This window comes from Nocardia yamanashiensis (assembly GCF_021183565.1).
GTDB lineage: Bacteria > Actinomycetota > Actinomycetes > Mycobacteriales > Mycobacteriaceae > Nocardia > Nocardia yamanashiensis.
Genome location: NZ_CP089226.1, coordinates 7,235,690 through 7,261,398, shown reverse-complemented (window position 1 = coordinate 7,261,398; position 25,709 = coordinate 7,235,690). Strand labels below are relative to the sequence as shown.

Annotated in this window: 21 protein-coding genes and 1 riboswitch; of the genes, 9 read left to right on the top strand and 12 right to left on the bottom strand. The window is 68.5% G+C overall.

All coding sequences use genetic code 11. The features are described 5' to 3' along the window. Positions 1–100: 100 nt before the first annotated feature. Both LTV02_RS33405 and LTV02_RS33400 read right to left on the bottom strand, forming a co-directional pair. Positions 101–2,311, bottom strand: a complete 2,211-nt coding sequence (locus LTV02_RS33405) for a molybdopterin-dependent oxidoreductase (protein WP_233035611.1) — start codon at positions 2,309–2,311, stop codon at positions 101–103. 4 nt (positions 2,312–2,315) lie between these two features. Further along, positions 2,316–2,990: an NUDIX domain-containing protein gene (locus tag LTV02_RS33400; protein WP_233035610.1), complete on the bottom strand. Its 675-nt coding sequence runs from the start codon at positions 2,988–2,990 to the stop codon at positions 2,316–2,318. Positions 2,991–3,124: 134 nt separating this feature from the next. On the opposite strand from LTV02_RS33400, the gene LTV02_RS33395 reads away from it, so the two are divergent. From LTV02_RS33395 to LTV02_RS33385, 3 genes are read left to right on the top strand one after another with little or no spacing between them, the layout of a single operon-like run. Then, positions 3,125–4,456 carry a hypothetical protein gene (locus LTV02_RS33395; RefSeq protein WP_233035609.1) on the top strand — a complete coding sequence of 444 codons (1,332 nt, stop codon included), beginning with the start codon at positions 3,125–3,127 and terminating at the stop codon, positions 4,454–4,456. After that, positions 4,453–5,436, top strand: a complete 984-nt coding sequence (locus LTV02_RS33390) for a glutamate ABC transporter substrate-binding protein (protein WP_233035608.1) — start codon at positions 4,453–4,455, stop codon at positions 5,434–5,436. The genes LTV02_RS33395 and LTV02_RS33390 overlap by 4 nt, the downstream gene beginning before the upstream one ends. 1 nt (position 5,437) lies before the next feature. Continuing rightward, complete coding sequence (locus LTV02_RS33385; RefSeq protein WP_233035607.1) at positions 5,438–7,966, top strand: serine/threonine-protein kinase; 2,529 nt, start codon at positions 5,438–5,440, stop codon at positions 7,964–7,966. A gap of 213 nt (positions 7,967–8,179) precedes the next feature. Here the strand turns inward: LTV02_RS33385 and LTV02_RS33380 are convergent, their stop codons facing one another. The 3 genes from LTV02_RS33380 to fgd all read right to left on the bottom strand — a co-directional run bounded on the left by LTV02_RS33380 (position 8,180) and on the right by fgd (position 12,553). Beyond that, on the bottom strand, positions 8,180–9,376 hold the full coding sequence (locus tag LTV02_RS33380; RefSeq protein WP_233035606.1) for an acetate kinase: 1,197 nt from the start codon (positions 9,374–9,376) through the stop codon (positions 8,180–8,182). Then, complete coding sequence (gene pta, locus LTV02_RS33375) at positions 9,373–11,457, bottom strand: phosphate acetyltransferase (RefSeq protein WP_233035605.1); 2,085 nt, start codon at positions 11,455–11,457, stop codon at positions 9,373–9,375. Before pta ends, LTV02_RS33380 begins: the two co-directional genes overlap by 4 nt. 88 nt (positions 11,458–11,545) lie before the next feature. Further along, positions 11,546–12,553, bottom strand: a complete 1,008-nt coding sequence (fgd, locus tag LTV02_RS33370; protein WP_067721219.1) for a glucose-6-phosphate dehydrogenase (coenzyme-F420) — start codon at positions 12,551–12,553, stop codon at positions 11,546–11,548. 214 nt (positions 12,554–12,767) lie between these two features. Between fgd and LTV02_RS33365 the strand changes: the two genes are divergently transcribed. After that, entirely contained in the window at positions 12,768–13,532 is a 765-nt protein-coding gene (locus LTV02_RS33365) for an HAD-IIA family hydrolase (RefSeq protein WP_067721246.1), read from the top strand. A 92-nt stretch (positions 13,533–13,624) separates the two neighbouring features. Here the strand turns inward: LTV02_RS33365 and LTV02_RS33360 are convergent, their stop codons facing one another. From LTV02_RS33360 to LTV02_RS33340, 5 genes are all read right to left on the bottom strand, one after another. Next, positions 13,625–14,080, bottom strand: a complete 456-nt coding sequence (locus LTV02_RS33360) for a MarR family winged helix-turn-helix transcriptional regulator (protein ID WP_233035604.1) — start codon at positions 14,078–14,080, stop codon at positions 13,625–13,627. Next, complete coding sequence (locus tag LTV02_RS33355; RefSeq protein WP_233035603.1) at positions 14,077–14,715, bottom strand: type 1 glutamine amidotransferase family protein; 639 nt, start codon at positions 14,713–14,715, stop codon at positions 14,077–14,079. The genes LTV02_RS33360 and LTV02_RS33355 overlap by 4 nt, the downstream gene beginning before the upstream one ends. Before the next feature lie 100 nt (positions 14,716–14,815). Beyond that, positions 14,816–16,030: an O-succinylhomoserine sulfhydrylase gene (locus LTV02_RS33350; RefSeq protein ID WP_233035602.1), complete on the bottom strand. Its 1,215-nt coding sequence runs from the start codon at positions 16,028–16,030 to the stop codon at positions 14,816–14,818. 26 nt (positions 16,031–16,056) lie between these two features. Further along, on the bottom strand, positions 16,057–16,479 hold the full coding sequence (locus LTV02_RS33345) for a rhodanese-like domain-containing protein (RefSeq protein WP_067721215.1): 423 nt from the start codon (positions 16,477–16,479) through the stop codon (positions 16,057–16,059). Between the two features lie 14 nt (positions 16,480–16,493). Continuing rightward, positions 16,494–16,610, bottom strand: a riboswitch (SAM riboswitch). A gap of 63 nt (positions 16,611–16,673) precedes the next feature. Continuing rightward, a complete protein-coding gene (locus LTV02_RS33340; RefSeq protein WP_067721214.1) occupies positions 16,674–17,111 on the bottom strand; it encodes an Rv0361 family membrane protein in 438 nt (145 codons plus the stop codon). Between the two features lie 275 nt (positions 17,112–17,386). Here LTV02_RS33340 and LTV02_RS33335 point away from each other — a divergent pair, with 275 nt between their 5' ends. Together LTV02_RS33335 and LTV02_RS33330 are read left to right on the top strand one after the other, a co-directional pair. Continuing rightward, on the top strand, positions 17,387–18,787 hold the full coding sequence (locus LTV02_RS33335) for an FAD-dependent oxidoreductase (RefSeq protein ID WP_067721213.1): 1,401 nt from the start codon (positions 17,387–17,389) through the stop codon (positions 18,785–18,787). A gap of 81 nt (positions 18,788–18,868) precedes the next feature. Beyond that, a complete protein-coding gene (locus tag LTV02_RS33330; RefSeq protein ID WP_233035601.1) occupies positions 18,869–19,759 on the top strand; it encodes an amidohydrolase family protein in 891 nt (296 codons plus the stop codon). Here LTV02_RS33330 and LTV02_RS33325 read toward each other — a convergent pair. Continuing rightward, positions 19,756–20,238, bottom strand: coding sequence for a DUF456 domain-containing protein (locus LTV02_RS33325; protein WP_233035600.1), 483 nt, complete (start codon positions 20,236–20,238; stop codon positions 19,756–19,758). The genes LTV02_RS33330 and LTV02_RS33325 overlap by 4 nt on opposite strands. A 136-nt stretch (positions 20,239–20,374) precedes the next feature. On the opposite strand from LTV02_RS33325, the gene LTV02_RS33320 reads away from it, so the two are divergent. Beyond that, on the top strand, positions 20,375–21,469 hold the full coding sequence (locus LTV02_RS33320) for a CaiB/BaiF CoA transferase family protein (RefSeq protein WP_269821579.1): 1,095 nt from the start codon (positions 20,375–20,377) through the stop codon (positions 21,467–21,469). Between the two features lie 72 nt (positions 21,470–21,541). Here the strand turns inward: LTV02_RS33320 and LTV02_RS33315 are convergent, their stop codons facing one another. Continuing rightward, complete coding sequence (locus tag LTV02_RS33315; RefSeq protein WP_067721209.1) at positions 21,542–22,078, bottom strand: YceI family protein; 537 nt, start codon at positions 22,076–22,078, stop codon at positions 21,542–21,544. A gap of 103 nt (positions 22,079–22,181) precedes the next feature. Here LTV02_RS33315 and LTV02_RS33310 point away from each other — a divergent pair, with 103 nt between their 5' ends. Then, entirely contained in the window at positions 22,182–23,003 is an 822-nt protein-coding gene (locus tag LTV02_RS33310; protein WP_233035598.1) for a helix-turn-helix transcriptional regulator, read from the top strand. Between the two features lie 63 nt (positions 23,004–23,066). Next, entirely contained in the window at positions 23,067–25,682 is a 2,616-nt protein-coding gene (locus LTV02_RS33305) for a helix-turn-helix transcriptional regulator (RefSeq protein ID WP_067721207.1), read from the top strand. The last annotated feature ends 27 nt before the right edge of the window (positions 25,683–25,709 follow it).

Below are 25,709 nucleotides of genomic sequence, written 5' to 3'. Positions count from 1 at the left end.
ACCTCCTTTCCTGTTGCGACGCGGATCGGGACGTCGCAACGAGAGCGGAGATGTCGGCCACGATATCGGTTGTGGCCTCGGCATTTTGGCGTGTCGCTAACTAAACCGCCTGGTCCGGTCGATGCTCGGCAAGAACAACCGGTTCGATGCGGACCGGGATGCCGTTGAGGTTGGACATGCCGGCGAGGCGTTCTATGTCTTCGAGGTTGGTCGAGGTCAGGTCGTTGACGTTGGCTCCGCCGGCGGCGTTGGCCAGGTGCCAGCCGCCGCGGTGGCCCCAGCCGTGGGGGATGGCGATGGTGCCGGGGGTCATGTCCTCGGTGAGGAGGATGGGGACGGTGATGGAGCCGTGGGGGGAGGTGATGCGGCAGGGGGCGCCGTCGGGGATGTTGGCGGCGGCTGCGTCTTTGGGGTGGATGCGGGCTTGCTGGCGACGGGAGCCGCGCATGAGGGGTTCGGCGTTGTGCATCCAGGAGTTGTGGGATTTGAGTTCTCGCATGCCGATCACTCGGAGGGGGTAGGACGGGTCGGTCGGGGGTGCGGTCAGGGTGGTCAGTTCGGCGGTGATCTCGGGTGGGGCCAGGTGGACTCGGTTGTCCTTGTGTTGCACCACTTTTCGGAGGACTCCGGTGGGGATGGAGTCGGACAGCACCAGGCCGTGGGGGTGGCGGCGGAGTTTCGCGAGGGAGAGGCCGTCGCGGCGGAGGCCGAAGCGGTCGCCGTACGGGCCGGTGCGGAGGGCCAGGTCCACCAGGAGGGTGGGGGTGGGGCGGAGGGTGGAGCCGCCGGGGAGTTTGCGGCGGAGGGTGCTGAAGAGGCGGCCCAACGGACGGGCAGGGCCGGCGGTGAAGGGGGTGACGCCGATTCGGGTGGCCAGGGCGTCGATGATCTGCCATTCCTCGCGGGCTTCACCCGCCGGTTCCAGGACCCGTTCCGTGTACTGGGTGTACGGGGTTGGGGACAGGGCGGCGAAGGGGAGGGGGATGTCGTCGCGTTCCAGGAAGGTGGTGGCGGGGAGGATGTAATCGGCTTTGCGGTTGGTGTCGTTGACGTAGAGGTCGATGGAGACGAACAGGTCGAGTTGGTCCAGGGCGGTGGACAATTCGCGCGGGTTGGGGACCGAGGAGGCGGGATTGCCCGCCGAGGTGAAGAGGGCGCGGAGCTGACCGGGGCCGGGAGTGGTGATCTCCTTGGCCATGATGGCGGCGGGGAAGGTGCCCAGGACATCGGGGAAATCGCCTATGCGGGAACGGGATTTGCCGTAGCCGATCAAGCCGAGGCGGGCGTTGAGTTCGGAGACGGCGACGAGTTCCTTGCCGAAGACGGAACCGCCGGGGGCGTCGAGGTTTCCGGTAACCACGGCGAGTGCGTCGATGAGGAAGGCGACCAAGGTGGCGTGGCGGCCCAGGCAGGTGCCGGTGCGGCCGTAGACGGCCGCGGAACCAGCGGTGGCCAGATCACGGGCGAGGATGCGGACGCGGTCGGGGTCCAGGCCGGTGACCTCAGCGGTGGCTTCCGGGGTGAAACGGGCTACGGCGGCGCGTAATTCGCGCACACCGGCAGCCTGACGGCGCAGGGCTTCCGTGTCTTCCAAGCCCTCGGCGAAGATGACCTGGAGCAGCGAGGCCAGCAGCCAGGCATCGCCGTCGGGGCGGATGCCGACATGCTCGAAGAGGCGGGCGGTCTCGGTGCGACGCGGATCCACCACGACCACGCGGCCGCCGCGCTTGGTGATGGCGGTCAGCTTCTCGCGGATGCGCGGGACGCTGATCACACTGCCATGCGAGACAACGGGATTCGCGCCCAGCATGAGCAGGAATTCGGTGCGGTCCAGATCGGGCACGGGAACCGAGGTGAGCGAGCCGTAGAGCAGATGGCTGGCGACGAAGCGGTTGTTCACGTCCTGCGACCCCGCCGAATAGACGTGGCGCAGGCCCGCGGCCAGCTGGAAGCCGACTATCCACAGGGTGTGCGAATAGGAGAAAGAGGACGGGTTGCCGAAATACCAGCCCAGGCTCTCCCGGCCGTGCTCGCGCATGATCCCGCGCAGGCGCGCGCCGATATCGTCCAGGGCCTCGTCCCAGCCGACCCGTTCGAAGCCGGTGGCGGTGCGCCGCAGCGGATACAGCACCCGGTCCGGATCGTTCTGGACGGCGGTGAACGCGATGCCCTTCGGGCAGGCATTGCCCCGGGAGAGCGGATGTTCCTTGTCGGCGCGCAACTGCAGCAGTTTGCCGTCCTCGACGGTGGCGATCAGCCCGCAGAGCGGTTCGCAGATCCGGCAGTACGTGGGAATCTCACGTGGGCTCACGCCCTCAAGACAACACCTGTGCCAAGGTGAGGAACAACACATTTCCGGTCAATTCGGCGCTGCCGGATGCCGTTTCACCCGCGCCGATCCGCACCCGGCGGCCATTGCCCAGGCCCTGGGTCTGCAACCAGAGGAACCCGTCGCCCGCCAGATCCACGGTGCGCGGCAACGCCGCCGCCACCGCGTCCGGATCGGGCAGATCCTCCAGATCGATCAAGGTGGGCGTGGCGCGCAGGGCCGGCCAGGCGGCGGCGAACCCGGGATGCAGCTGCCGGGCGTCCACCTCGGCCTCCGGCACCCAGGCCAGCGCCTCGCTCTCCAGGTTGCCCTCGGTGGCCAGCTGTTCGGCCGCGTCGGCGACCACCGTCGTATAGGTCCAGCCGCTCGGCGCGGTGGCCGTCACGCGGGTGCCGCGCACCCGGATCGCCCCGGCCGCGATGCCCGCCTCCTCCTCGGCCTCCCGGACCGCGGCGTGCACGGTGGTCTCGTGACTGTCGCGCGCCCCACCGGGTAATGCCCAGGTGCCGCCCTGATGGCTCCACGCCGCTCGATGCTGCAACAGCACGGCAGACCCACCACCCGCCAGCGGAGCCCGCAGCAACAGCCCGGCAGCCCCGAATCGACCCCATTGGCGCGTGCCGTCGGGGCTTTCGGACCAGCCGTCACCGTCACCACGCATGCTTCGCTCCATCCTCCGAACCGGGGTCGTGGCGCAACGCATCGTGTTCCCGCGTCACGGCACCGGTACGTCCACAATAAGCTCATTCGACATCAACAAGTCGATCGTTCGGTTTCGGTCAGTGGGAGGTGAGCATGGCTCGCACGGAGCAGTTGCGGCTCGACGAGCTGTCGCCTCGTGCCGCCGCGGCGGCCGTGCGCCAACGGCTGGCGACCACCGAGATGCGGGCGTTCGCGCAGTCCTCACCGGCGAAACTGATCGCCGTCGGGCTGATCCTGCTGAGCCTGTGCGTGGCCGCGGGCGTGGTCACGGCGACCGCGGTGACCAATCGGCAACACGCGCTGGACGTGCTTTTGGATCAGGCCGAGCCGGATGCCTACTCGGCCCAGCGGCTCTACACCTCGCTCTCGGTCGCCGACGCCTCGGCGGGCACCGCGTTCATCTCCGGCGGGCTGGAGCCCAAACCGGTGCGGGACCGCTACAACCAGGCGGTCGGCGAGGCGGGGGCCGAGCTGGTGACGCAATCCAATCGCAGTGACCGCGACAGCGACACGCATTTGCGCACCGTGATAGCCACCGGGTTGCCGGTGTACACCGGAATCGTGGAGACCGCGCGGGCCAACAATCGCGGCGGGCAGCCGGTGGGCGCGGCCTACCTGAGCGAGGCGTCCAATCTCATGCAGGCCACGCTGCTGCCGATGGCGCAGGAACTGCAGGAGCATCGCGAGAGCGCCATCGCCGCGACGCAGCACAATCACGTGCGTCCGCCGTGGCCCGCCATCGCACTGCCGCTGCTGGCGGTGGCGGCGCTGGTGGCGGCTCAGCTGTTCCTGTTCCGGCGCTGGCATCGCGTGCTGAATCTCGGTCTGCTGCTGGCCAGTACGACCATGGTGGCGCTGCTGGGCTGGACCGTGATCGCGGGCGTGATCTCGGCGGTGGCCACCACCGATTCCCGCGACAGCGGCAGCGTGCCCGCGGCCAGCCTGACCGAGAGCCGGATCCTGGCGCAGCAGGCGCGCACCGCCGAGACCTTGAAGCTGGTGCGGCGCGACACCAGCGCCGGCTACGACAACACCTACGACGCGGCGATCGCGAAGCTGCGCGGGATCCTGGCCGACTATCCTTCCGGCGCACCGGGTTCCGCCGAGGTGAAGACCGCGAACGCCGCCCTGGACCGCTGGAAGGCGGCGCATCAGCGGATGAACGACGCGTTGTCCAAGGGCGATTTCATCGGGGCCGGGGCGGTCGCCACCGGCCCGGGTGCGAACGAGGCCACCGCGCAGGTGGACGCGCTGGACCGGGCGCTCGGCGACGGCATCGCCGATACCCGGAACACGCTGCGCGCCAATACCTCCCGGGCGGCTCGCGCACTGGACCTGCTCGCGCCCGGCGCGCTGGTGCTGAGCACGGCGGCGGCCGTGCTCATCGCGGCCGGGCTCTGGCCTCGACTACGGGAGTACCGATGAGCCGAAGACCCGTCCGGATCGTCTCGGCCGCCGCGCTCGCCATGGTGGCGGTGGTGCTGACCGGCTGCGGCGAGGACGCCACCGCGCCGCCGGTGTCCACCCGGGCGCCGAGCTATGTGGAACCGCCGCTGCCGTCGGGCGCGGTGGCGGCGCAGACCCACGCACCGTTGCCGCCGGATACCGAGACCTGCGCGGATCCGACGGCGAGCCTGCGGCCCAACGGGATTCGCGCCGGTTCGGCCATCGATGCCATCCGGGCGCGCGGGCGGCTGGTGGTCGGGCTGGATCCGGGCAGCAATCTGTTCAGCTTCCGGGATCCGACGACGGGCGCGCTGGACGGGTTCGACGTGGACATCGCCAAGGAATTGGCGCGGGATCTGCTGGGGAATCCGGAGCTCATCGAATACCGCATTCTCGGGTCCGCGGACCGGGAGCGGGCGTTGCAGGAGCACACCGTGGACGTGGTGGTGAAGACCATGACCATCACCTGTGAACGGCGGCAGCGGGTCACCTTCTCCACGTCGTATCTGCAGGCGCATCAGCGGGTGCTGACCACCCACAATTCCGGGATCGGCGGGCTCACCGATCTGGCCGGACGACGGGTCTGCGTGGTGCGCGGGACCACCTCGCTGGACCGGATCCGCCGGCAGCAGCCGGCCGCCTCGATTCTCACCGTGCCCAGCTGGGCCGATTGCCTGGTGGTGTTGCAGCAGCGGCAGGTCGAGGCGGTGAGCACCGATGACACCGTGCTGGCCGGGCTCGCCGTGCAGGATCCGGCGACCGAGGTGGTGGGGCCGAACCTGTCCACCGAGCAATACGGGATCGGGATCGCGCAGGGCGCCGACGATCTGGTGCGATTCGTGAACGGGACCCTGGAACGGATCCGCAGCGACGGGACCTGGAACCGGCTGTACCGGCGCTGGCTGGCCGCCGCGCTCGGGGACGCCGCCGTGCCGCCGCTGCCGAGGTATCAGGACTGACATGACCGAGACCCCCTCCCCCGAACCCGGATCGGACCGCGACGCCGACGCGCCGGTCCCGGATGACGAGGCGGCGCAGGACAGCACCGCGGCGTTTCATCGCCCGATCGGCACCGAGACGTTCCTGCGGACCGAGGTGCATCCCCGGCCGGGCGAAGGCGGTGCGGCGGAAGAGGATTCCGGGCACGCGCCCGGGACCGAAGCGGTCGCGGGCACGCAGGGCTGGGCTTGGACGGAGGCCGCGCCGCGCGGCACCGGGCCGAGTACGCAGGGCCTGGCGGGGCCCCGGCGCGGGAACTGGACCGATTCGGCTGCGCGCGAAGCGGTTTCGGGACGCGAGTCCGAGGGCGAGGTGCGGACGCCGACGCGGCCCTCGCAGCGGACGGCGCGGATGGCGCGGACGCGGCCGGTGGTGCGGCGGCTCGGGGCCGGGCTGGTGCAGATTCCGGCGGTGGAACCGGTCGATCCGGAAGCGGCGGTACTCGCCGATCCGATGGTGGCCGAGGGCCGGCGGTTCTGCTGGCGCTGCGGCAAGCCGGTGGGGCGGGCCACGCCCATGCACGCGGCGAACACTGTGGGCACGTGTGAGACCTGCGGCGCGCCTTACGATTTCCGGCCCTCGCTGTATCCCGGCGATCGGGTGGCCGGGCAGTACGAGATCCAGGGCTGTATCGCGCACGGCGGGCTGGGCTGGATCTACCTGGCCATCGACCGGAATGTGAGCGACCGGTGGGTGGTGCTCAAGGGCCTGTTGCACGCCGGTGACGCCGAGGCGCAGGCGGTGGCGCTGGCCGAGCGGCAGTTCCTGGCCGAGGTGGTGCATCCGAGCATCGTCAAGATCCACAATTTCGTGGAGCATCCGGGGCCGGACGGGACACCGGTCGGGTACATCGTGATGGAGTACGTGGGCGGGCATTCGCTGCGTGATCTGCTCGATCAGTACGCGAAACCGGCGCGCATGCCGGTCACCGAGGCCATCGCCTACATTCTGGAGATCCTGCCGGCGCTGGACTATCTGCATTCGGTGGGGCTGGCCTACAACGATCTCAAGCCGGACAACATCATGGTGACCACCGACCGGGTGGAGCTCATCGACCTGGGTGCGGTGGCGCAGTTCGAGGCATACGGAAACCTGTACGGCACCAGGGGTTTCCAGGCCCCGGAGATCGCGCAGACCGGGCCCACGGTGGCCTCGGACATGTACACGGTGGGCCGCACGCTCGCGGTGCTGGTGCTGAACATGCCGATGGTGAAAGGCGCTTACGTGGACGGGATTCCGGATCCCGCCACCCAGCCCGTGCTGGCCAAGCACGAGTTCCTGCACCGGCTGCTGCTGCGCGCCACCGACCCGGATCCGGATCGGCGCTTCCCGTCCGCGCGGGTGCTGGCCGGGCAGCTCACCGGCGTGCTGCGGGAGATTCTCGCGGTCGAGACCGGCACCGAGCATCCGCAGCTGTCGACGCTGTTCAGCCCGCCCCGCACCAGTTTCGGGACCGGCGAGCTGGTGGCGCAGACCGACGGGCTGATCGATGGGCTCGATCGCGGGACACTGCTGCAGCCGCGCGACGTGGTGTCCGCGCTGCCGGTGCCGATCGTCGATTCCGCCGATCCGTCCGCGCCGCTGCTGGCGGGTGCGGCGCATCCGGAACCGCGGCACGCGCTCGACGAACTGCGGCACGCCCGACAGCGGGCGGCGGCCGAACCCGGCGGCGCGCCCGAGAGTTTCGAGCTGGAGGTGACGCTCGCCGAGGTCCGGGCGCATCTGGATCTGGACGAAGCGGCGGCGGCGCGCATGCTGCTGCGGCGGCTCGACGACCGGCCGGAACCGCCCGCCGTGGATTGGCGGATCGACTGGTATCTGGGCATGTCCGAGCTGCTGGAACAGGATTACGAGCGGGCGTTCAGCCGGTTCGACGCGGTCCTGGAGGCGCTGCCGGGTGAGATCGCGCCCAAGCTGGCATTGGCGGCGACCGCGGAATTGATTCTGCAGCACTGGGATTCGGAGGATCCCGAGCAGTGGCGGTGCTATGCGGAGAAGTATTACGACACCGTGTGGCGCACCGACCGCGGCGTGGTGAGCGCGGCCTTCGGGCTGGCGCGGCAGCTGGCGGCGGCCGGGCGCACCGAGGACGCGGTGCACGCCCTGGACGAAGTGCCGCCCGCCTCACGGCATTACGCCGAGGCGCGGATGACGGCGGTGCTGATGCTGCTGGCTTCGGCCCCGGTGCACGAACTGGCGGAATCGACGCTGCACGTGGCGGCGGCCCGGGTGCAGGCGCTGCCGCCCGGGGAGAGCCGGGCCGCGCAATTGCGGGTGCTGGTGCTGGGGACGGCGCTGGGGTGGCTACAGGCGGGGAACACGCCGAAGTCGGCCGATACCAAGCTGTTCGGCGGGCCGTTCACGGAACGGGTGCTGCGGCAGGGGATCGAGACCGGATTGCGCGGGCTGGCGCGGTCGGCGCCGGAGCGGGGGCATCGGTACAACCTGGTGGACCTGGCCAACGCGGTGCGGGCGAAATCCTGGTTCTGACGCCAGCCTTGCCATCCCGGGATGCGGACCGGAAGGGCCCCGTGTCGCTACCGCGGTGACCCTTGGGGGCAGCCTTCGGGTCATGGGATCGGCGAGGGAAGTTCGTTCCCACCGCGGTTGTGCGTATGCGACACGGGTTCCGGTGGATCCGGACCGGAGGAACCGGATCCGGGGACTACCTTGCCAAGCGCATCGTGATGTTTTCGTGAAGCGTCAGGCGACCAGCCGCGCCGACGCCCGGGCGATGGCGAGTTCCTCGTTGGTCGGCACCACCAGCACCTCGATCTCGGAGTCGTCGGCGGAGATGCGACGGGCGGCACGGTCTTTCGCGGTATTGCGGGCCTCGTCCACCCGGATGCCGTAGCGCTCCAGCCCCGCCAGCGCGGCGGCCCGCACCTTGGCGTCGTTCTCCCCCACCCCGGCGGTGAAGGTGATGGCGTCCACCCGGCCCAGCTCCACCAGGTACGCCCCGATGTAGCGGCGCAGGCGGTGGATGTAGACCTCGAAGGCGAGTTTGGCGGCGGTGTCGCCGTTTTCGATGAGGCGGCCGAGCTCGCGGAAGTCGTTGACGCCGGACAGGCCCTTGATGCCGGATTGCCGGTTCAGCAGGGCATCCACATCGTTCACATCCATATCGGCGGTGCGAATCAGATGGAAGATGATGCCCGGGTCCAGATCACCGGAGCGGGTGCCCATGACCAGGCCCTCCAGGGGCGTGAGGCCCATGGTGGTGTCCACGGCGCGACCGCCGCGCACCGCCGACATCGATGCGCCGTTGCCCAGGTGCAGCACGATCTGGTTCAGGTCGGTGCGCTCCCGGCCGAGGAAATCGGCGACCTTGCCGGAGACGTACTCGTGCGAGGTGCCGTGGAAGCCGTACTTGCGAACCCCGTGCGCGGCGGCGACTTTCGCGTCGATGGCGTAGGTCTTGGCGGCGGCGGGCAGGCGATGGAAGAAGGCGGTGTCGAACACCGCCACCTGCGGCACCCCCGGCAGCAACGCGCGAGCGCTCTCGATACCCACCACATTGGCCGGATTGTGCAGCGGCGCAAGTGAAGACAGATCGGAGATGGCCCGCACCACGTCGTCGGTGATCAGCGTCGGTTCGTAGAACACCTCGCCGCCGTGCACCACGCGGTGCCCGACCGCGCCCAGTCCCTCGGCGGCCAGGTCGTGCCCGCTGGCGGTGAACAGCTCGAACACCGCCCGCAGTCCGGCCGCGTGATCGGCGATCTCGCCCCGGTGCTCGAAAGTCTCACCGTCGCTTTGATGTTCGATGGTCACCGCGTCGGCGGGCAGGCTCTCCCCGATCCGCGACACCATGCCCGAGGCCACCACCTCGGCCGAATCCGGTTCCAACAGCTGGTATTTGATCGACGACGACCCGGAATTGATCACCAGGACCTTCACTGTGCTGCCTCCTGCTGCGCCTGGATCGCGGTGATCGCGACGGTGTTCACGATGTCGGCGACCAGCGCACCGCGCGACAGGTCGTTGACCGGCTTGCGCAGACCCTGCAGCACGGGGCCGATGGCGACCGCGCCGGCGCTGCGCTGCACGGCCTTGTAGGTGTTGTTGCCGGTATTGAGGTCCGGGAAGATGAAAACCGTTGCCTGCCCAGCCACTTCGGAGTTCGGCAGCTTGGTGCGCGCCACCGTCGGCTCGATGGCCGCGTCGTACTGGATGGGGCCCTCCACCAGCAGCTGCGGGGCGCGCTCGTGCACGTACTTGGTGGCCGCGCGCACCTTGTCCACGTCCGCGCCGGAACCGGATTCGCCGGTCGAGTAGGACAGCATGGCCACCCGCGGGTCGATGCCGAACTGGGCGGCGGTGCGGGCCGAGGAGATGGCGATATCGGAGAGCTGCTCGGCGGTCGGGTCCGGGACCACGGCGCAGTCGCCGTAGACCAGGACGCGATCGGCCAGGCACATCAGGAACACCGACGACACGGTGGAGACGCCCGGTTCGGTCTTGATGATCTCGAAGGACGGGCGGATGGTGTGCGCGGTCGTGTGCGCCGCGCCCGAGACCATGCCGTCGGCGACGCCCATGTGCACCATCATGGTGCCGAAATACGAGATGTCGCTCATGAATTCGCGGGCGCGGTCGACCGTCATGCCCTTGTGGGCGCGCAGCCGCGCGTACTCCTCGGCGAATTCGTCGCGCAGCGGGCAGGTGCGCGGATCGAGCACCTCGGCGGCCTCGATGTCCACGCCCAGCTCGGCGGCCCGGCCGCGCACGGCGGCCTCGTCGCCCAGAATGGTCAGATCGGCGATCTTGCGCTGCAGCACCCGGCCGGCGGCGCGCAGGATGCGGTCGTCGTCGCCCTCGGGCAGCACGATGCGCTTGCGGTCGCCGCGCGCGCGTTCGATGAGCTGGTATTCGAACATCTGCGGGGTCACGATGTTCGGGATCGGAATCTCGATCTGCTCCAGCAGATCTCGCGGATCCACATGCTCTTCCATCAGCGCCAGCGCGGTGTCGACCTTGCGGATGCTGGACAGCGAGACCCGGCCGCGGGTGCGGGCGGCGGCCTTGGCTGTCTCGAAGGTGCCCAGGTCGGTGGACAGGATCGGCAGACGGGGCTTGAGGCCCTCCATCAGCCGGGCGATGGTCGGCGCGGGCTGCATGCCGCCGTTCATGAGAATGCCGGCCAGCGACGGAAAGCCCTCCGCCTCATGTGCGTTCACCAGGGCGAGCAGCACGTCGGAGCGGTCGCCGGGGGTGATGACGGCGACGCCGTCGGTGAGGCGCTCCAGAATGTGCTCGGCGGTCATACCGCCGACGATCACGTCGAGGGCTTCGCGTTGCAGCAATTCCGGGTCGCCGCTGTAGATTTCGCCGTCGATGGCCTCGCACAGCTCCGCCATGGTGGGGGCCTGCAGCAGCGGGACCTCGGGGAGAGTCCAGGACGGCACCAGCGCGACCTGCTTGAGCACGGCCGCGTCCTGCGCCATCTGCTCGGGCTCGCAGCGGTTGGCGATGACCGCGACCAGTTTGGCGTGCTCGGAGACCAGTTCGCTGCGGCACAGCTCGACCAGCTGGCCCAGTTCGGCCGGGGTGCGGTCGGATCCGCGCACCACCAGCAACACCGGCGCGCCGAGGTTCACCGCGATGCGGGCGTTGTAGCGGAGTTCGGAAGGGCTTGCGACATCGGTGTAATCGCTGCCCAGGATGAGCACGGCATCGCAGAGCTTGGCGACCGCGTGGTACCGCATCACGATCTCGCTGATGGCGGCGTCCGGGTCCGCGTGCACCTGCTCGTAGGTGACGCCGATGGCCTGGTCGTAGTCGATATCCGCGGTGGAATGCTCGAGCAGCAATTCCAGGATGTAGTCGTGCCCGTCGGCATCACGGGTGATGGGCCGGAACACCCCGACGCGGGGCGTGGTGGCGGCCATTGCCTGCAACACGCCGAGCGCCACGGTGGACTTGCCGGTGTCGCCCTCGGGCGACGCGATGTACACACTCGAAACCGGTGCGGCAGCCATAACCGGAAGACTACCGACCGCTATGTACTGATTTCCGTGGCACGCGGCATTCGTGCCGAGTGCCACAGAAACCGAGTCGGTAAACCGGTTACAGCGCGCGCAGGCGCGGGGCGATATCGGCGGCGAACAGGTCCAGGAAGCGGCGCTGATCGTGGCCGGGGGCGTGGAAGACCAGGTGGTTCAGGCCGGCGTCCAGGTACGGCTTGATCTGGTCGACGGCCTGATCCGGATCGCTCGCCACGATCCAGCGCTTGGCGATCTGCTCGATGGGCAAAGCGTCTGCGGCGGCTTCCATTTCGATCGGGTCGGTGATGGAGTGCTTCTGCTCGGGGGTGAGCGAGAGCGGGGCCCAGAAGCGCGTGTTCTCGAGCGCCAGTTCGGGATCGGTGTCGTAGGAGATCTTGATCTCGATCATCCGGTCGATGTCCTCGACGGTGCGGCCGACCTTGGCCGCGCCCTCGGCCACCGCGGGCATCAGCTTGTCGTTGTAGAGCTCCATGCCCTTGCCCGAGGTGCAGATGAAACCGTCGCCGGCGCGCCCGGCGTACCGCGCCACCAGCGGGCCGCCCGCCGCGATGTAGATCGGGATGCCGCCCTTGGGGACGTCGTAGATCGACGCGCCGACGGTCTTGTAGTACTGGCCGTCGAAGTCGACGCGATCACCCGTCCACAGCGCGCGCATCAGATCCACCGACTCGCGCAACCGCGCGAAACGCTCCTTGAATTCCGGCCATTCGCCCTGGAAGCCGGTGGCGATCTCGTTCAGCGCCTCGCCGGTGCCGACGCCCAGCATGATGCGATCCGGGTACAGGCAGCCCATGGTGGCGAACGCCTGCGCGATGACCGCCGGGTTGTAGCGGAAGGTCGGGGTCAGCACCGAGGTGCCGAGCTGAATGCGATTGGTGCGCTCGCCCACCGCGGCCATCCAGGCCAGCGAGAACGGGGCGTGCCCGCCATTGTGCCGCCAGGGCTGGAAGTGATCGCTCACCGTCGCGCTGTCGAGGCCGTGCTCCTCCACCGAAACCGCGAGTTCCACCAGTTCCCGGGGACCGAACTGCTCCGCCGACGCCTTGTATCCGAGCTTGAGGTCCTTCACGCGCCACTCCTGTCGCTGTACTGCGCTTGTGTCATGCGGGCCAACCTCCCGCCCGGATGGCCCACCCGTGGTGAACCATCTCTCATCGCACGATATGTCCAAAAGCGGGGAACGAATGTGGCAGGGGTGACTTCACCCGACAGCAACGCGAAGGCAAATTAGACTCGGGCGGGTGACCACCACAGCTGATCCCATCCTGTCCTATCTCACCGACATGGACGGCGTCCTGGTGCACGAGAACCACATGGTGCCCGGGGCCGACAAGTTCCTCGCCGAACTGCGCAGCAATGACATTCCGTTCCTGGTGCTCACCAACAACTCCATCTACACCGCGCGCGATCTGCAAGCGCGCTTGAAGCACACCGGCCTGGAGATCCCGATCGAGTCCATCTGGACCTCGGCGCTGGCCACCGCGACCTTCCTGAACGAGCAGCGGCCGGGCGGAACCGCCTATGTCGTAGGCGAATCCGGGCTCACCACCGCGCTGCACGAGATCGGGTACGTGCTCACCGACAGCGATCCGGACTACGTGGTGCTGGGCGAGACGCGGACGTACTCGTTCGAGGCCATCACCACGGCGATCCGGTTGATCGCGGCGGGGGCGCGGTTCATCGCCACCAATCCCGACGCCACCGGGCCCTCGCGCGAGGGCATCCTGCCCGCCACGGGTTCGGTGGCCGCGCTCATCACCCGGGCCACCGGCAAGGAGCCCTACTACGTGGGCAAGCCGAATCCGCTGATGATGCGGTCGGCGCTGCGGCGGATCGGGGCGCACTCGCAGTCCTCGGTGATGATCGGCGACCGGATGGACACCGACATCATCTCGGGCATGGAGGCCGGGATGCGGACGGTGCTGGTGACCACCGGCATCTCCAGCCGCGCCACCATGGAGCAGTACCCGTACCGGCCGACCCTCATCCTCGACTCCGTCGCGGAACTGGTGGGGCACACCAGGGATCCGCTCTCCCTGCTGGGCTGATACCTCGTCATCCCGGCGTGCTTTCAGCCGGGATCCACTACCCCGGCGAACCATGTGGATTCCGGCTGAGAACATGCCGGAATGACGGGGGGTTAGTCGATTTCGGGTAGGCCGACTGCGTCGAGCGCGGCGGAGAGGCGGGTGAGGGCGGCGGCGATGTCGCGCATGGCATCGACGCCGAGCTCGGCCGCCAGCCGTTTCGCGTAGGCGGCGTGCTGGGGGTTGATGCGCTCCACCGCCGCGCGGCCCTCCGGGGTGACCGCCACCAGCTTGGCGCGCTTGTGCGCGGGGTTGGGGCGGTATTCGGCGAAACCCTTGTCCACCAGCAGATCCGCCACCCGCTGCACGCTCTGGCGGGTGATGCCCATCTCCCGGGCGATGCCCGCGACCGGCAGCGGCTCGCGCAGTACCGCGCCGAGCACCATCCACCAGGCCACGGTGATACCGGCCGGGCGGGCCAATTCCTCTGCGATGGCGAGGAATTGGCCGTTCAGCTTGAACGTGGTGACCGCCGAGGTGGCGAAGAGTTGCTGCTCGGCCGGCCTCATCCGGCGACCGCCGCGCGGCTCTCCTCGTACTCGGCGAGGGCGAAGAAACCGGCCGGATCGTTGTCCTTGTACAGCCTGATCCAGGCTTCGAGGACCTGCGACTCGTAGATGTTCAGCTTCGCGAAGATCGCGGCGGCGAAATCGACCGGGGCGACGCCGCTTCCGGTGATCAGCGCGCCGTCGGCGACGGCCGGTTGGTGGACGAAGTTCGCACCGCCCGAATAACCGCTGTAGGCAAGGTATTCCGCGGCATTGCTGGTGTGCTTGCGGTCGTCCAGCAGGCCCGCGGCGGCCAGGCCGAAGGTGGCTCCGCAGATCGCGGCGACCGGGACGCCGGCGGCGAGGAATTCGGCGGCCTTGTCCGAGAAGTCTTTCAGCGCACCGGTTTCCCAGGTGTCGGAGCCCGGCAGGATCAGCAGCGCGCTGTCGGCGGGCGAGAGGTCCGCGAGCGCGAGATCCGGGACGACGCGCAAGCCGCCCATGGAGGTGACCGGTTCGGTCGTCGGGCCGACGGTCTTGACCTGCCAGGTCCCCGGCTCGCGATGCCACAGGCCGCGATTGAGGTGCGCGGTCGCGTGGCCGGTCTCCCAGTCGGAGAAGGTGTCGTAAACGGCGAGGTGCACTGTCTTGGTCATGACAGCATCCTGTCATGTTTGACAGCATGCTGTCAATGACTGAGGCCGAAGAAAGCCGGGACCGTCACGAGGACGGTCCCGGCTTCCGGAGTTCGATGGATCAGCCCAGCGCGCGATCCAGATCGCCGATCAGGTCCTCGACGTCCTCGAGGCCGATCGAGATACGCAGCACCCCGTCGGTCAGGCCGATGGCCGCCCGCCCCTCCGGCCCCATGGCGCGGTGCGTCGTGGTGGCGGGGTGCGTGATCAGGGTCTTGGCATCGCCGAGGTTGTTGGAGATGTCGATGATGCGCAGACCGTTGAGCACCTCGAAAGCCCGCTTCTTGCCCTCGGATTCGGGGGCCTTCAGCTCGAAGGTGATCACCGTGCCGCCGCCGGACATCTGCCGCGTGGCCAGCTCGTACTGCGGGTGCGACTTCAGGAACGGGTACTTCACCCACGCCACGGCCGGATGCTGCTCCAGGAATTCCGCGATGCGCAGCGCCGAATCGACGGACTGGCGCAACCGCAGCGGCATGGTCTCCAGGCCCTTGAGCAGCGTCCAGGCATTGAACGGGCTCAATGCCGGGCCGGTGTGCCGCATGAGGTTCTTGACCGGGCCGTCGATGTACTCCTGCGAGCCCAGGATGGCGCCGCCGAGCACACGGCCCTGGCCGTCGATGTGCTTGGTGCCGGAGTAGACCAGCACGTCCGCGCCGAGGTCGAAGCCCTTCTGCAGCAGCGGGGTGGCGAAGACGTTGTCCAGCACCACCTTCGCGCCGGCGGCATGCGAAAGATCCGCCACCGCACGCACATCCACCAGGGTCTGCATCGGATTGGAGGGGGTTTCGAAGAACACGGCCTGGGTGGGCACCGACAGCGCCTGCTCCCACTGGTTCAGATCCTCGCCGTCGACGAAGACGGTCTCCACGCCCCAGCGCGGCAGGATCTCGTTGGCCACCACGAAGCAGGAGCCGAAAAGCGAACGGGCGGCGACCAATCGGTCACCCGCGCCGAGCAGCGCGCCCAGCGCGGTGAAGACCGCGGACATGCCGGAGGCGGTCGCGAAGGCCGCTTCCGCGCCGTCGATCAGGCGCAGCCGCTCCTCGAACATGGCGACCGTGGGATTGCCGTAGCGCGAGTACACGAAGTGCTCGATATCGCCGGTGAACGACGCCTCGGCCGCTTCGGCGCTCTCGTAGACGAATCCGGAATTCAGGAACAGCGCTTCCGAGGTCTCCTCGAAACCCGAGCGCCGGGTGCCGCCGCGCACGCTGATCGTGGCGGGGCCGACGCCCTCGGGAAGCGGACGGTCGAACGAACCACCGGTGATCATGACTGTCTCCTATCGACCCGGACCGGTTACGACTGCCGCCAGGGCAGGCCGTCGGCACGCCAGCCGACGACGCCGCGATGGCCCTGCGCGTCCAGTGCGCCTTCGAAACCTTCGATCACATTGAACGACGGCTCGAAGCCGACGGCGGTGGCGGCGGTGGCCGCGCCGATGGAGCGCTGACCGGACCGGCAGATGAAGATGACCGGGGCGTCGGAGTCCGCGCCGCGCTCGGCCAGCACGCCCTTGAGCTGATCCACGAAGCGCGGATTGGGCGTACCGGTGACGTCCACCCACTCGATCAGCGCGGTCGGGCGGCCGATGCCGCTGGTGTCGGGCACGCCGACGAAACGCCATTCGGCTTCGGTGCGCACGTCGACTAGCACCGCATCCGGATTGTCACGCAACAGTTCCCACGCTTGCTTCGGCGTGATGTCACCCGCGTAGCTCACTTCAACCTCCTGTGAATCCGCACTTGCCGCATCGTTTTTCCGATGCACAGCCAGGTCGTCACCCGGAGCACCCCACCGCGGAGGAGGGTTGCCGACCAGCCAGCCGGGGCTTGGCGCTGGTACTCATGACCTGGGAGAAGAGTGCCGGGTACCGGGCCCGGCTGTCAAACTGTTCGCCGATCTCCGGAACCGTGTCACGAATCGCACACCAACCAGGCCGAACCCTGCTTGCTGAAGTGCCAGGTGGTAGTGGATTCCCGGTCACCGGCCCGCCAGGTGACCAGGGCGGTCGCCTTCTCGCCTTCGACCCGCGGGTCGACCAGCTTCACGTACGCGTACTTGCCGCCCTGTTCACCGGGCTTGCCCGCGAGCGGGGACTTGGCCTCGTCGAAACCCGAACAGGCCGTTGACTTGTCGATGACGTCGGTGCCGCTGCGGGAGTCGGTGAAGGTGCGGGCGGCGATGGCCAATCGATCGGAATCTGTGACATTCTTCTCAGCCGGGGACACCAGCGCGGCGATCACGATGCCGAGGATGACGAGCACGATCACCACCGCCGCCACCAGGAACGGCAGCATGGTCCGGGTTTCGTCCTGATCGATCGGAACCGGCTGGTCATCGACGTCACTCATGGGTAGATCATGCCTGCCCGGCGCGGGCGGATCGAGCACGGCACCGGCCTGTCGGATCGGCGGGCATTCGTGTGGTTCACCGCACCCTCGCGGGTACGGGTCCTTACCACCGATAGAATCAGCGCAATTCCCCCGCCGAAGCGGGAATAGCAACACCACGCAGCAACGCTGCAGCGTCGGGAGTCCCCGGGACCCCCGAACCCGGTCGCAACTTAGCCTAAGCTAAGAAACAAAGACCAAGACCTGAAGTATCGAATCAAAGGGTGCGCGTAAGAATGACCGAACAGAGTGCAGCGACCCGCCCGCTCCGCATTGCGATCGTGGGCGCCGGCCCGGCCGGAATCTACGCCGCCGACGCGCTGATGAAATCCGATGCCGATGTGAGCATCGACCTGTACGAGCGGATGCCCGCCCCGTTCGGTCTCATCCGCTACGGCGTCGCCCCCGACCATCCGCGCATCAAGGGCATCATCACCGCCCTGCACAAGGTGCTCGACAAGGAGCAGGTGCGCCTGCTGGGCAATATCGACTACGGCGTCGACATCACCCTCGAGGACCTGCAGCGTTTCTACGACGCGGTCATCTTCTCCACCGGCGCCAATGCCGACCGGGCCCTGGAGGTTCCGGGCATCGATCTGGACGGTTCCTACGGCGCCGCGGACTTCGTGTCCTGGTACGACGGGCACCCGGACGTGCCGCGCACCTGGCCCCTGGACGCCGAGAAGGTCGCCGTGCTCGGCGTCGGCAACGTGGCCTTGGACGTGGCGCGCGTGCTGGCCAAGACCGGTGACGAGCTGCTGCCGACCGAGATCCCGCCGAACGTCTACGAAGGCCTGAAGGCCAACAAGGCCCTCGAGGTGCACGTGTTCGGCCGCCGCGGCCCGGCGCAGGCCAAGTTCACGCCCCTCGAGCTGCGCGAGCTCGACCACTCGCCGACCATCGAGGTCATCGTCGATCCCGAGGACATCGACTACGACGAGGGCTCCGAGGCCGCGCGCCGGCACTCCAAGCAGGTCGACATGATCTGCAATACCTTGGAGCAGTGGGCGATCCGCGATGTCGGCAACCGCCCGCACAAGCTGTTCCTGCACTTCTTCGAATCCCCGTCCGAGGTCCTGGGCGAGGACGGCAAGGTCGTGGGCCTGCGCACCGAGCGCACCCAGCTCGACGGCACCGGAAACTGCAAGGGCACCGGCGAATTCAAGGACTGGGACATCCAGGCCGTGTACCGCGCGGTGGGTTACCTGTCGCAGAACATCCCGGCGCTGCCGTTCGACGACCAGGCCGGGACCGTGCCCAACGAGGCCGGGCGCGTGCTGGTGAACGAGGACGCCGACGGCGCGGATCGCTACATGCCCGCTACCTACGTGACCGGCTGGATCAAGCGCGGTCCGGTCGGCCTCATCGGCCACACCAAGGGCGACGCCAACGAGACCATCGCCTGCCTGCTCGACGACGCCGCGAACTTCACCCCGGCCGCCGAGCCGGAGCTGGACGCGGTCACCACCTTCCTCGAGGGCAAGGGCATTCCGTTCACCACCTGGGCCGGCTGGTACCGCCTCGACGCGCACGAGCGCGCCCTCGGCGAGCCGGAAGGCCGCGAGCGGGTCAAGGTCGTCGAGCGCGAGGACATGCTGCGGGCGTCGGAACCGGACAAGGTGACCAACCCGTCCTGACCACACCAGCCTGACCAGGCTCGATCCACCAGGCGGACAAGGTCATCCACACTTGTCACCGTTCTGAGGCATGCTGATCAAGTGTTCGATGCCCATGTCCACATCATCGATCCGCGGTTCCCGCTGATCGAGAACGAGGGCTACCTGCCCGACCCGTACCCCATCCCGGCTTATCGCGACCGCATGCGGCGCTTCGATATCGACGGTGGGGCCGTGGTCAGCGGGTCTTTCCAGGGCACGGATCAGAGCTTTCTGCGGGCCGCCCTCGCCGAACTCGGCGAGGGCTGGGTCGGGGTGGCGAACCTGCACATCGACGCCACCGACGCCGAGATCATGGATCTGAATCGGGCCGGGGTGCGGGCGGTCCGGTTCAATCTCAAGCGCGGCGGCGGGGATATCGTCGGGCTGACCATGCTGGCACTGCGGGCCTACGAGCTGGCGGGCTGGCATGTGGAGCTGTACATCGACGGGTCCATGCTGGGGTCGCTGGAACCGGTCATCACCAAACTGCCGAAGCTGTCCATCGATCACATGGGGATGAGCGACGACTGCCTGCCGTATCTGCTGAATCTGGTGGATCGCGGGGCCAAGGTGAAGGCGTCCGGGTTCGGGCGGGTGTCGATGGATGTGGGCATGGCGCTGCGCAAGATTCACGCGGTGAACCCCGAAGCGCTCATGTTCGGCTCGGATCTGCCGGGGACGCGGGCGGGACGGCCGTTCCGCAATACCGATATCGATCTGATCGCCAATGCGGTGGGCGGGGATCTGCACCGGGTGCTGGAAGACAATGCCCGGCTGTTCTACGGACTGCCCGCCAAGGACCGCCGCACCGAGCCCGCGCCGGCGTTGCCGCTGTTCGGGCCGGAAGCGCCGACGCTGCGGCTGCATCGCTCGGAATTGCCGAAACCGCCTCCGCACGACACTCTTCCGCTGCCGATCATCGATCGCGGGCTGCGGCCGCCGATGCGCTAGACGACGATGGCGGCGGCCAGCCAGACTCCCGCTGCCAGCAGGGCTCCCAATAGCTCGATCAGCATCGACAGCCCGACGCCTTTGAGCGCGTGCACCGTCGACTGCCACGCCGCTTGCTGCTGCTGGATGCGCTGTAGTTCCGAAAGATAAACGCCCAGTACGAATCCCAGGAACAGGCCGACCACCGGGACCACGAAGAACCCGACGATGCCGAGCACCGCGCCGATGAACAGCGAGCGGTTCGGCACCCCGGCCTCCTTGAGCTTGCGCCCCGGCCACGTGTACTTGATCACCCCGCTGATCACCAGAAACGTTGTGCAGACCGCGAATACGGTCCAGGCCGCCGCTCCGCCGGTCATGATCGCCCACACCAGAATGGCGCCGGCGATCAGGATCACCCCCGGCAGGATCGGCACGATCACCCCGAGCAGGCCCACCAGAATCGCGAGGCCGACCAGCACCTCACCCGACGCACTCACGCCACAGCCCTCCACTCTCGCTACCGCACATTGTGGACCACCGCCCCGACACCCGCTGCGGGCGCGTTATTGTCATACCGTCAACACCGGTGTTGTGATCCGGTGCGCAGGATCGACGATGAACCGAGGCAGGGACGTGAGCACTCCATCCACCGCCAAGCAGGGCCCGCTCGCGGGCGTGCGGGTAGTTGAACTGGCCGGTATCGGCCCCGGTCCGCACGCGGCGCTGCTGCTCGCCGACCTGGGCGCGGACGTGGTCCGGGTACAGCGGCCCGGGCAGTTCCCCGGATTCATGGAGCGCCCGCAGTGGCGCGGCCGCACCATCGTCGAGGCGAATCTGAAGGATCCGGCCGATATCGAGCGGGTGCTCGGGCTGATCGAGAAGGCCGATGTGCTGATCGAGGGCTTCCGGCCCGGCGTCACCGAGCGTATGGGCCTGGGTCCCGAGCTTGCGCTGGAACGCAATCCGCGACTGGTGTACGGCCGCATGACCGGCTGGGGCCAGGACGGACCGCTGGCCGACCGCGCCGGGCACGACATCAACTACATCTCGCTGACCGGCGTGCTGAACGCCATCGGCCGCAAGGGTGAGCGCCCGGTGCCGCCGCTGAACATGGTCGGCGACTTCGGCGGCGGCTCCATGTTCCTGGTCTTCGGCATCCTGGCCGCACTGGTGGAACGCCAGACCTCCGGCAAGGGCCAGGTCATCGACTCCGCCATGGTCGACGGCGCGCTCGCCCTCTCGCACATGATCTGGGGCATGAAGGGCATGGGCCTGTGGTCGGACGAGCGCGGCACCAACCTGCTCGACACCGGCATGGCGTTCTACGACACCTATGAGACCTCCGACGGCAAGTACATGGCGGTCGGCTGCATCGAACCGCAGTTCTACGCCGAACTGCTGAAGGGCCTGGAGATCTCCCCCGAGGGCCTCCCCCACCAGCTCGACCCCGCCGGTCAGGACCAGCTGCGAAAGCTGTTCGCGGACAAGTTCAAGACCAAGACCCGCGACGAGTGGTGGGCCGTCTTCGAGCACACCGACGCCTGCACCACCCCCGTCCTCACCTTCACCGAGGCCGAACAGAACCCCCACATCCAGGCCCGCTCCGGCCTGATCGAGATCGACGGCGTCGTCCAGCACGCCCCCGCCCCCCGCTTCTCCCGCACCCCCGGCGGCACCCCGACCCCGCCGCCGAACGCGGGCACCCCGATCGACGAGGTGTGGGCCTAGTCCCGCTGGAACGCCGAAGGGGCGGCACCCGGATCGGGTGCCGCCCCTTCGCATTTCGCGAACGAGATGCGATCAGGCCTGGGGCTCGACGAGCTGGATGTCGAGTTCGATGGCGATCTTGTCGGAGAGCATGGCGTTCGGGAGGGCCGGGGCCACCTCGAAATCGCTGCGCTTGATGGTGCCGGTGGCGGAGAAGCCGGCGTGGTTGGTGCCGTCCTGGAAGGTCTGCACGCCGCCCCACTCGACCTCGAGGGTGACCGGCTTGGTGATGCCGCCGATGGTGGCCTCACCGGTGACCTCGAACTCCTCGCCGACCTTGACCGGCTCGGGGACGCGGAAGGTCAGGTGCGGGCGGTTGGCGATATCCAGGATCTCGGCGCTGCGGACGTGGTCGTCGCGGAACGAGTTGCCGGTGTCGAAGGAATCGAAGTAGATGGTGGCCTCGATGGCGGCCTCGCCGGACTCGTTCACGACGAAACCGGTCTCGAAGCGGTTGAAGCGGCCGCGGACCTTGGAGATGCCGAGGTGCTTGACGGTGAAGTTGACCGAGGAGTGGGCGGCGTCGAGGGTCCAGGAGCCGGCGGTGAGGGTCTGGGTGGAAGTCGTCATGCGAATGACGATAAGTGGACTTCGGTCCGCTTAACCACACCGTCGTTATCCTGGCATTGGCAGGGCTGGGATAAGCGGACTCCGGTCCAGGCATGATGGATGGGTGGCCCGTTCCGAATTCGCTGATTTTCTCATCGCCCGGCGCGCCCAGCTGCAGCCCGAGGCCGTCGGGCTGCCGGCCGGGCGGCGCCGGCGCACCCCCGGACTGCGGCGCGAGGAAGTCGCCGCGCTCGCGGGCGTGAGCGTCGACTACCTGGCCCGGCTCGAGCAGGGCCGGGACACCAATCCCTCCATGGCGGTGCTCGGCGCGCTCGCGGAAGCCTTGCGGCTCAACGAAGTCGAACGCCACCACTTCGGCAAGCTGGCCATGAACATGGAACAGAAGGCCACCTGCCCGTCCAGCGGTCAGGCCGGGGAACGCGTCACCGAGACCGTGCAGGCCGTCGTCGACGCCATGCACCCCACCCCGGCCTTCGTGGTCGGGCGCTGGCTCAACCTGCTGGCCTGGAATCCGGCCTGGAAGGACTTCACCGAACCGCTCGGCCTGCTCGGCGACGAGGGGCACGGCAACTTCGCCTACTACCTGTTCGCCCATCCGGACGCGCCGAAATACTTCCTGAACTGGTCCGATGCCGCCGATATGGTGGCGTCGATCCTGCGCGAGAGCCGCTTCCGGTTCCCGGACGACCCCTCGCTGGAGACCATGATCACCACCCTGCAGCGCTTCCCCGAGTTCGAACGCCGCTGGCGCGAGCACGTGGTCACCTACGCGCGCTCGGGCGTGTTGCGTATCGACCATCCGCTGCGCGGGGAAGTGGAGGTCGAGGTCGAAACCCTCGATCCGGCCGCTGACCAGAGCGTCATGGTCTGGCTGGTGGACCGCCGGCAAGTCCGCAGCCCCGGATTGCGCCTGGTCAACGAGTAATCCACCGTCTCCGGGCCTTTCGTTTCCCCTGCTCACTATGGGTCGGCGCACTACAGTTGAGCCATGGCTCGGAATTGGCCGATGGTCGAACGCGAGGGCGAACTCGAATCGATCAGGTCGGCGCTGAGCGGCGGCGACTTCGTCGGCGCCGTTCTCACCGGTGACGCGGGAGTCGGAAAGACCACGCTGGCGCGGCAGGCCACCGCCGCCGTCGGCGGCAACGTCCGCTGGGTGGCCGGCACCGAATCCGCCAGATCCATCCCCTTGGGCGTGTTCGCGCACATGGTCGGGGTGTACACGGCCCACGACCCGGTGACCTTCATGGCCGCGGCGCGTGAGGCGCTGCTCGCGGACGGGCACACCATCATCGGCGTGGACGACGCGCATCTGCTCGACCAGCTGTCGGCGACGCTGCTGCTGCAGCTGGCCATCGACAAGGCCGCGCGGATCGTCACCACCGTGCGCAGCGGGGTGCCGGTGCCGGACGCGGTGACCTCGCTGTGGAAGGACGGGCATCTGCTGCGCATCGACCTGTCGCCGTTCACCCAGCGGCAGAGCGTCGAACTGGTGGAATCCATGCTGGGCGGGCAGTTGGAGGGGTTCACCTCCAACCTGATGTGGGAATCGTCCGGGGGGAACGCGCTTTTCCTGCGGCACCTGGTCGAAGGAGCGCTGGAAGCGGGGACGCTGCGGCAGGTCAACGGGGTGTGGCAATTGCGCGGGCGGGCCGCGGTCACCTCGGAATTGGCTGCGCTGCTGGAGGATCGGGTGGAGCAGCTGCCGGAGCCGGTGCTGCGAGTACTCGAGTTGCTGACCTTCTGCGAACCGATCGACCTGGATGTGCTGTCGGAGCTGGCAGGGGCGGAAGCGGTCGAGGCGGCCGAAAACCGCGGCGCCATAAGGATTGTCGAGAACAGTCACCAATTGCTGGTCCGGTACAACCATCCGCTCTTCGGCGAGGTGATCCGGCGACGGCTGGGGATCGCGTCGGCACGCCGGTTGCGCGGGCGGCTGTATTCGTCGCTGCGGGAACGGCCCATCCCCTCGGCGTCGGATCGAATCCGCCTGGCCGAATTGGCTTTGGACAGTGACAAATCGGCGGATCTGGAATTGTTCGAAGCTGCGGCGGCCGATGCCATCGCCTTGGCGAATCTGCCACTGGGCGAACGGTTCGCGCGGGCCGCGGTGGAACGGCGGGGCGGGGTCGAGGCGGCGGATCTGCTGGCGCGGGCGCTGCTGTGGCAGGGGCATCGCATCGAGGCCGAACGGACTCTGGCGGGGTTCGATCCGGATCAATTGAACGAAGTGCAGCTGGTGCGGTGGGGCAGCACCCGGGTGTCGAATCTGTTCTGGTCCATGGGCGATGCCGATCGGGCCGAGGAAGTGCTGGCGTCGGTGCGCAGCCGGGTCGAACATCCCAAGACCGCGCTCACCCTCGACGGGCTGGCCTCCGCGTGCGCCGTCCACGAGAACCGGCTCGACGACGCGTTCCAGCTCGCCGAACCCGTCATGAACGCGGAAGGCGCGCCGCCGTGGGCGGTGTGGTGGGCGGCCTTCGGGGGCGGGCTGGCGCTGGCGTTCATGGGGCGCGGGGAAGCGGCGCGGCAGTACGCCGAGCGCGGGCATCAGATCGAATCGCATATCGACGGGCTGAACCGGTTCATGTCGACGCACGCGGAAGTGCTGGCGCTCACGCTCACCGGGGAGCTCGAGGACGCGAGGCGTTGTGCGAGCAGCCCTTACACGTATTCGTCGGCCGGGCAGTACCACGCGTGGGGGATGAGCCGGATCCTGCAGGGGACCGTCGACGTCGCGCAGGGAAGGTTCCCGCAGGGCATCGACAATCTCGAGCAGGCGCTCGCGGCGCTCACCATGGAGGGGGCGGCGACCTGGATGTATCCCGCGAGATTGCGGCTGGCGGAAGCGTATTCGGCGCTCGGGCGAGCGGCCGAGGCGGCGGAGTCGATCGCGCTCGCGGAGGAGCGGGGCGGGCGGCACAGTGCGGTGTATCAGCCGCAGCTGGAGATCGCGAAGGCGTGGCAGGCGGCGGCGGAAGGCACCGCGACGCCCGCCATCCGGCTCGCGCTGGGGGCGGCCGACGCGGCGGCGCGGTCGCATCAGCACGCCATCGAGGCCATGGCATTGCATACCGCGGCGCGGTTCGGGGATCACTCGGTGGCCGGGCGGCTCGCGGATCTGGCGGCGCGGGTGGACGGGCGGCTGGTGCAGGCGCAGGCCCGGCACGCGGTCGCGGTGGCGGCGCACGATGGGCCCGGATTGGACGCTGCCGCAGCGGAATTCGAGACGATCGGGGTGCTGTTGTCGGCGGCCGACGCCGCCGCGCAGGCCGCGTCCGCGCACGAGCGGGCGGGTGATCGGCGGCGATTGCTCGAATCGGCGGCCACCGCTAATCGGCTGGCGGCGGCTTGCGGCGGGGCCAGTACGCCCGCGTTGCGGCAGTCCGCGCAACCATTGCCGTTGACGGCCCGGGAGCGGGAGATCGCGAATCTGGTCGCGGCCGGGTTGTCCAACCGGCAGATCGCCGATCGGCTGACCGTGTCGGTGCGCACGGTGGAGGGGCATCTGTATCGCGCGTGCATCAAGCTCGACGTGACCGATCGGGAGGCGCTCGCCGAGCTGATGCGGGGCGGGTCATCTTTCGGCAAATCCGAAGCGTGAGATTCGCGGCTCGTATCGTGCGCGTTC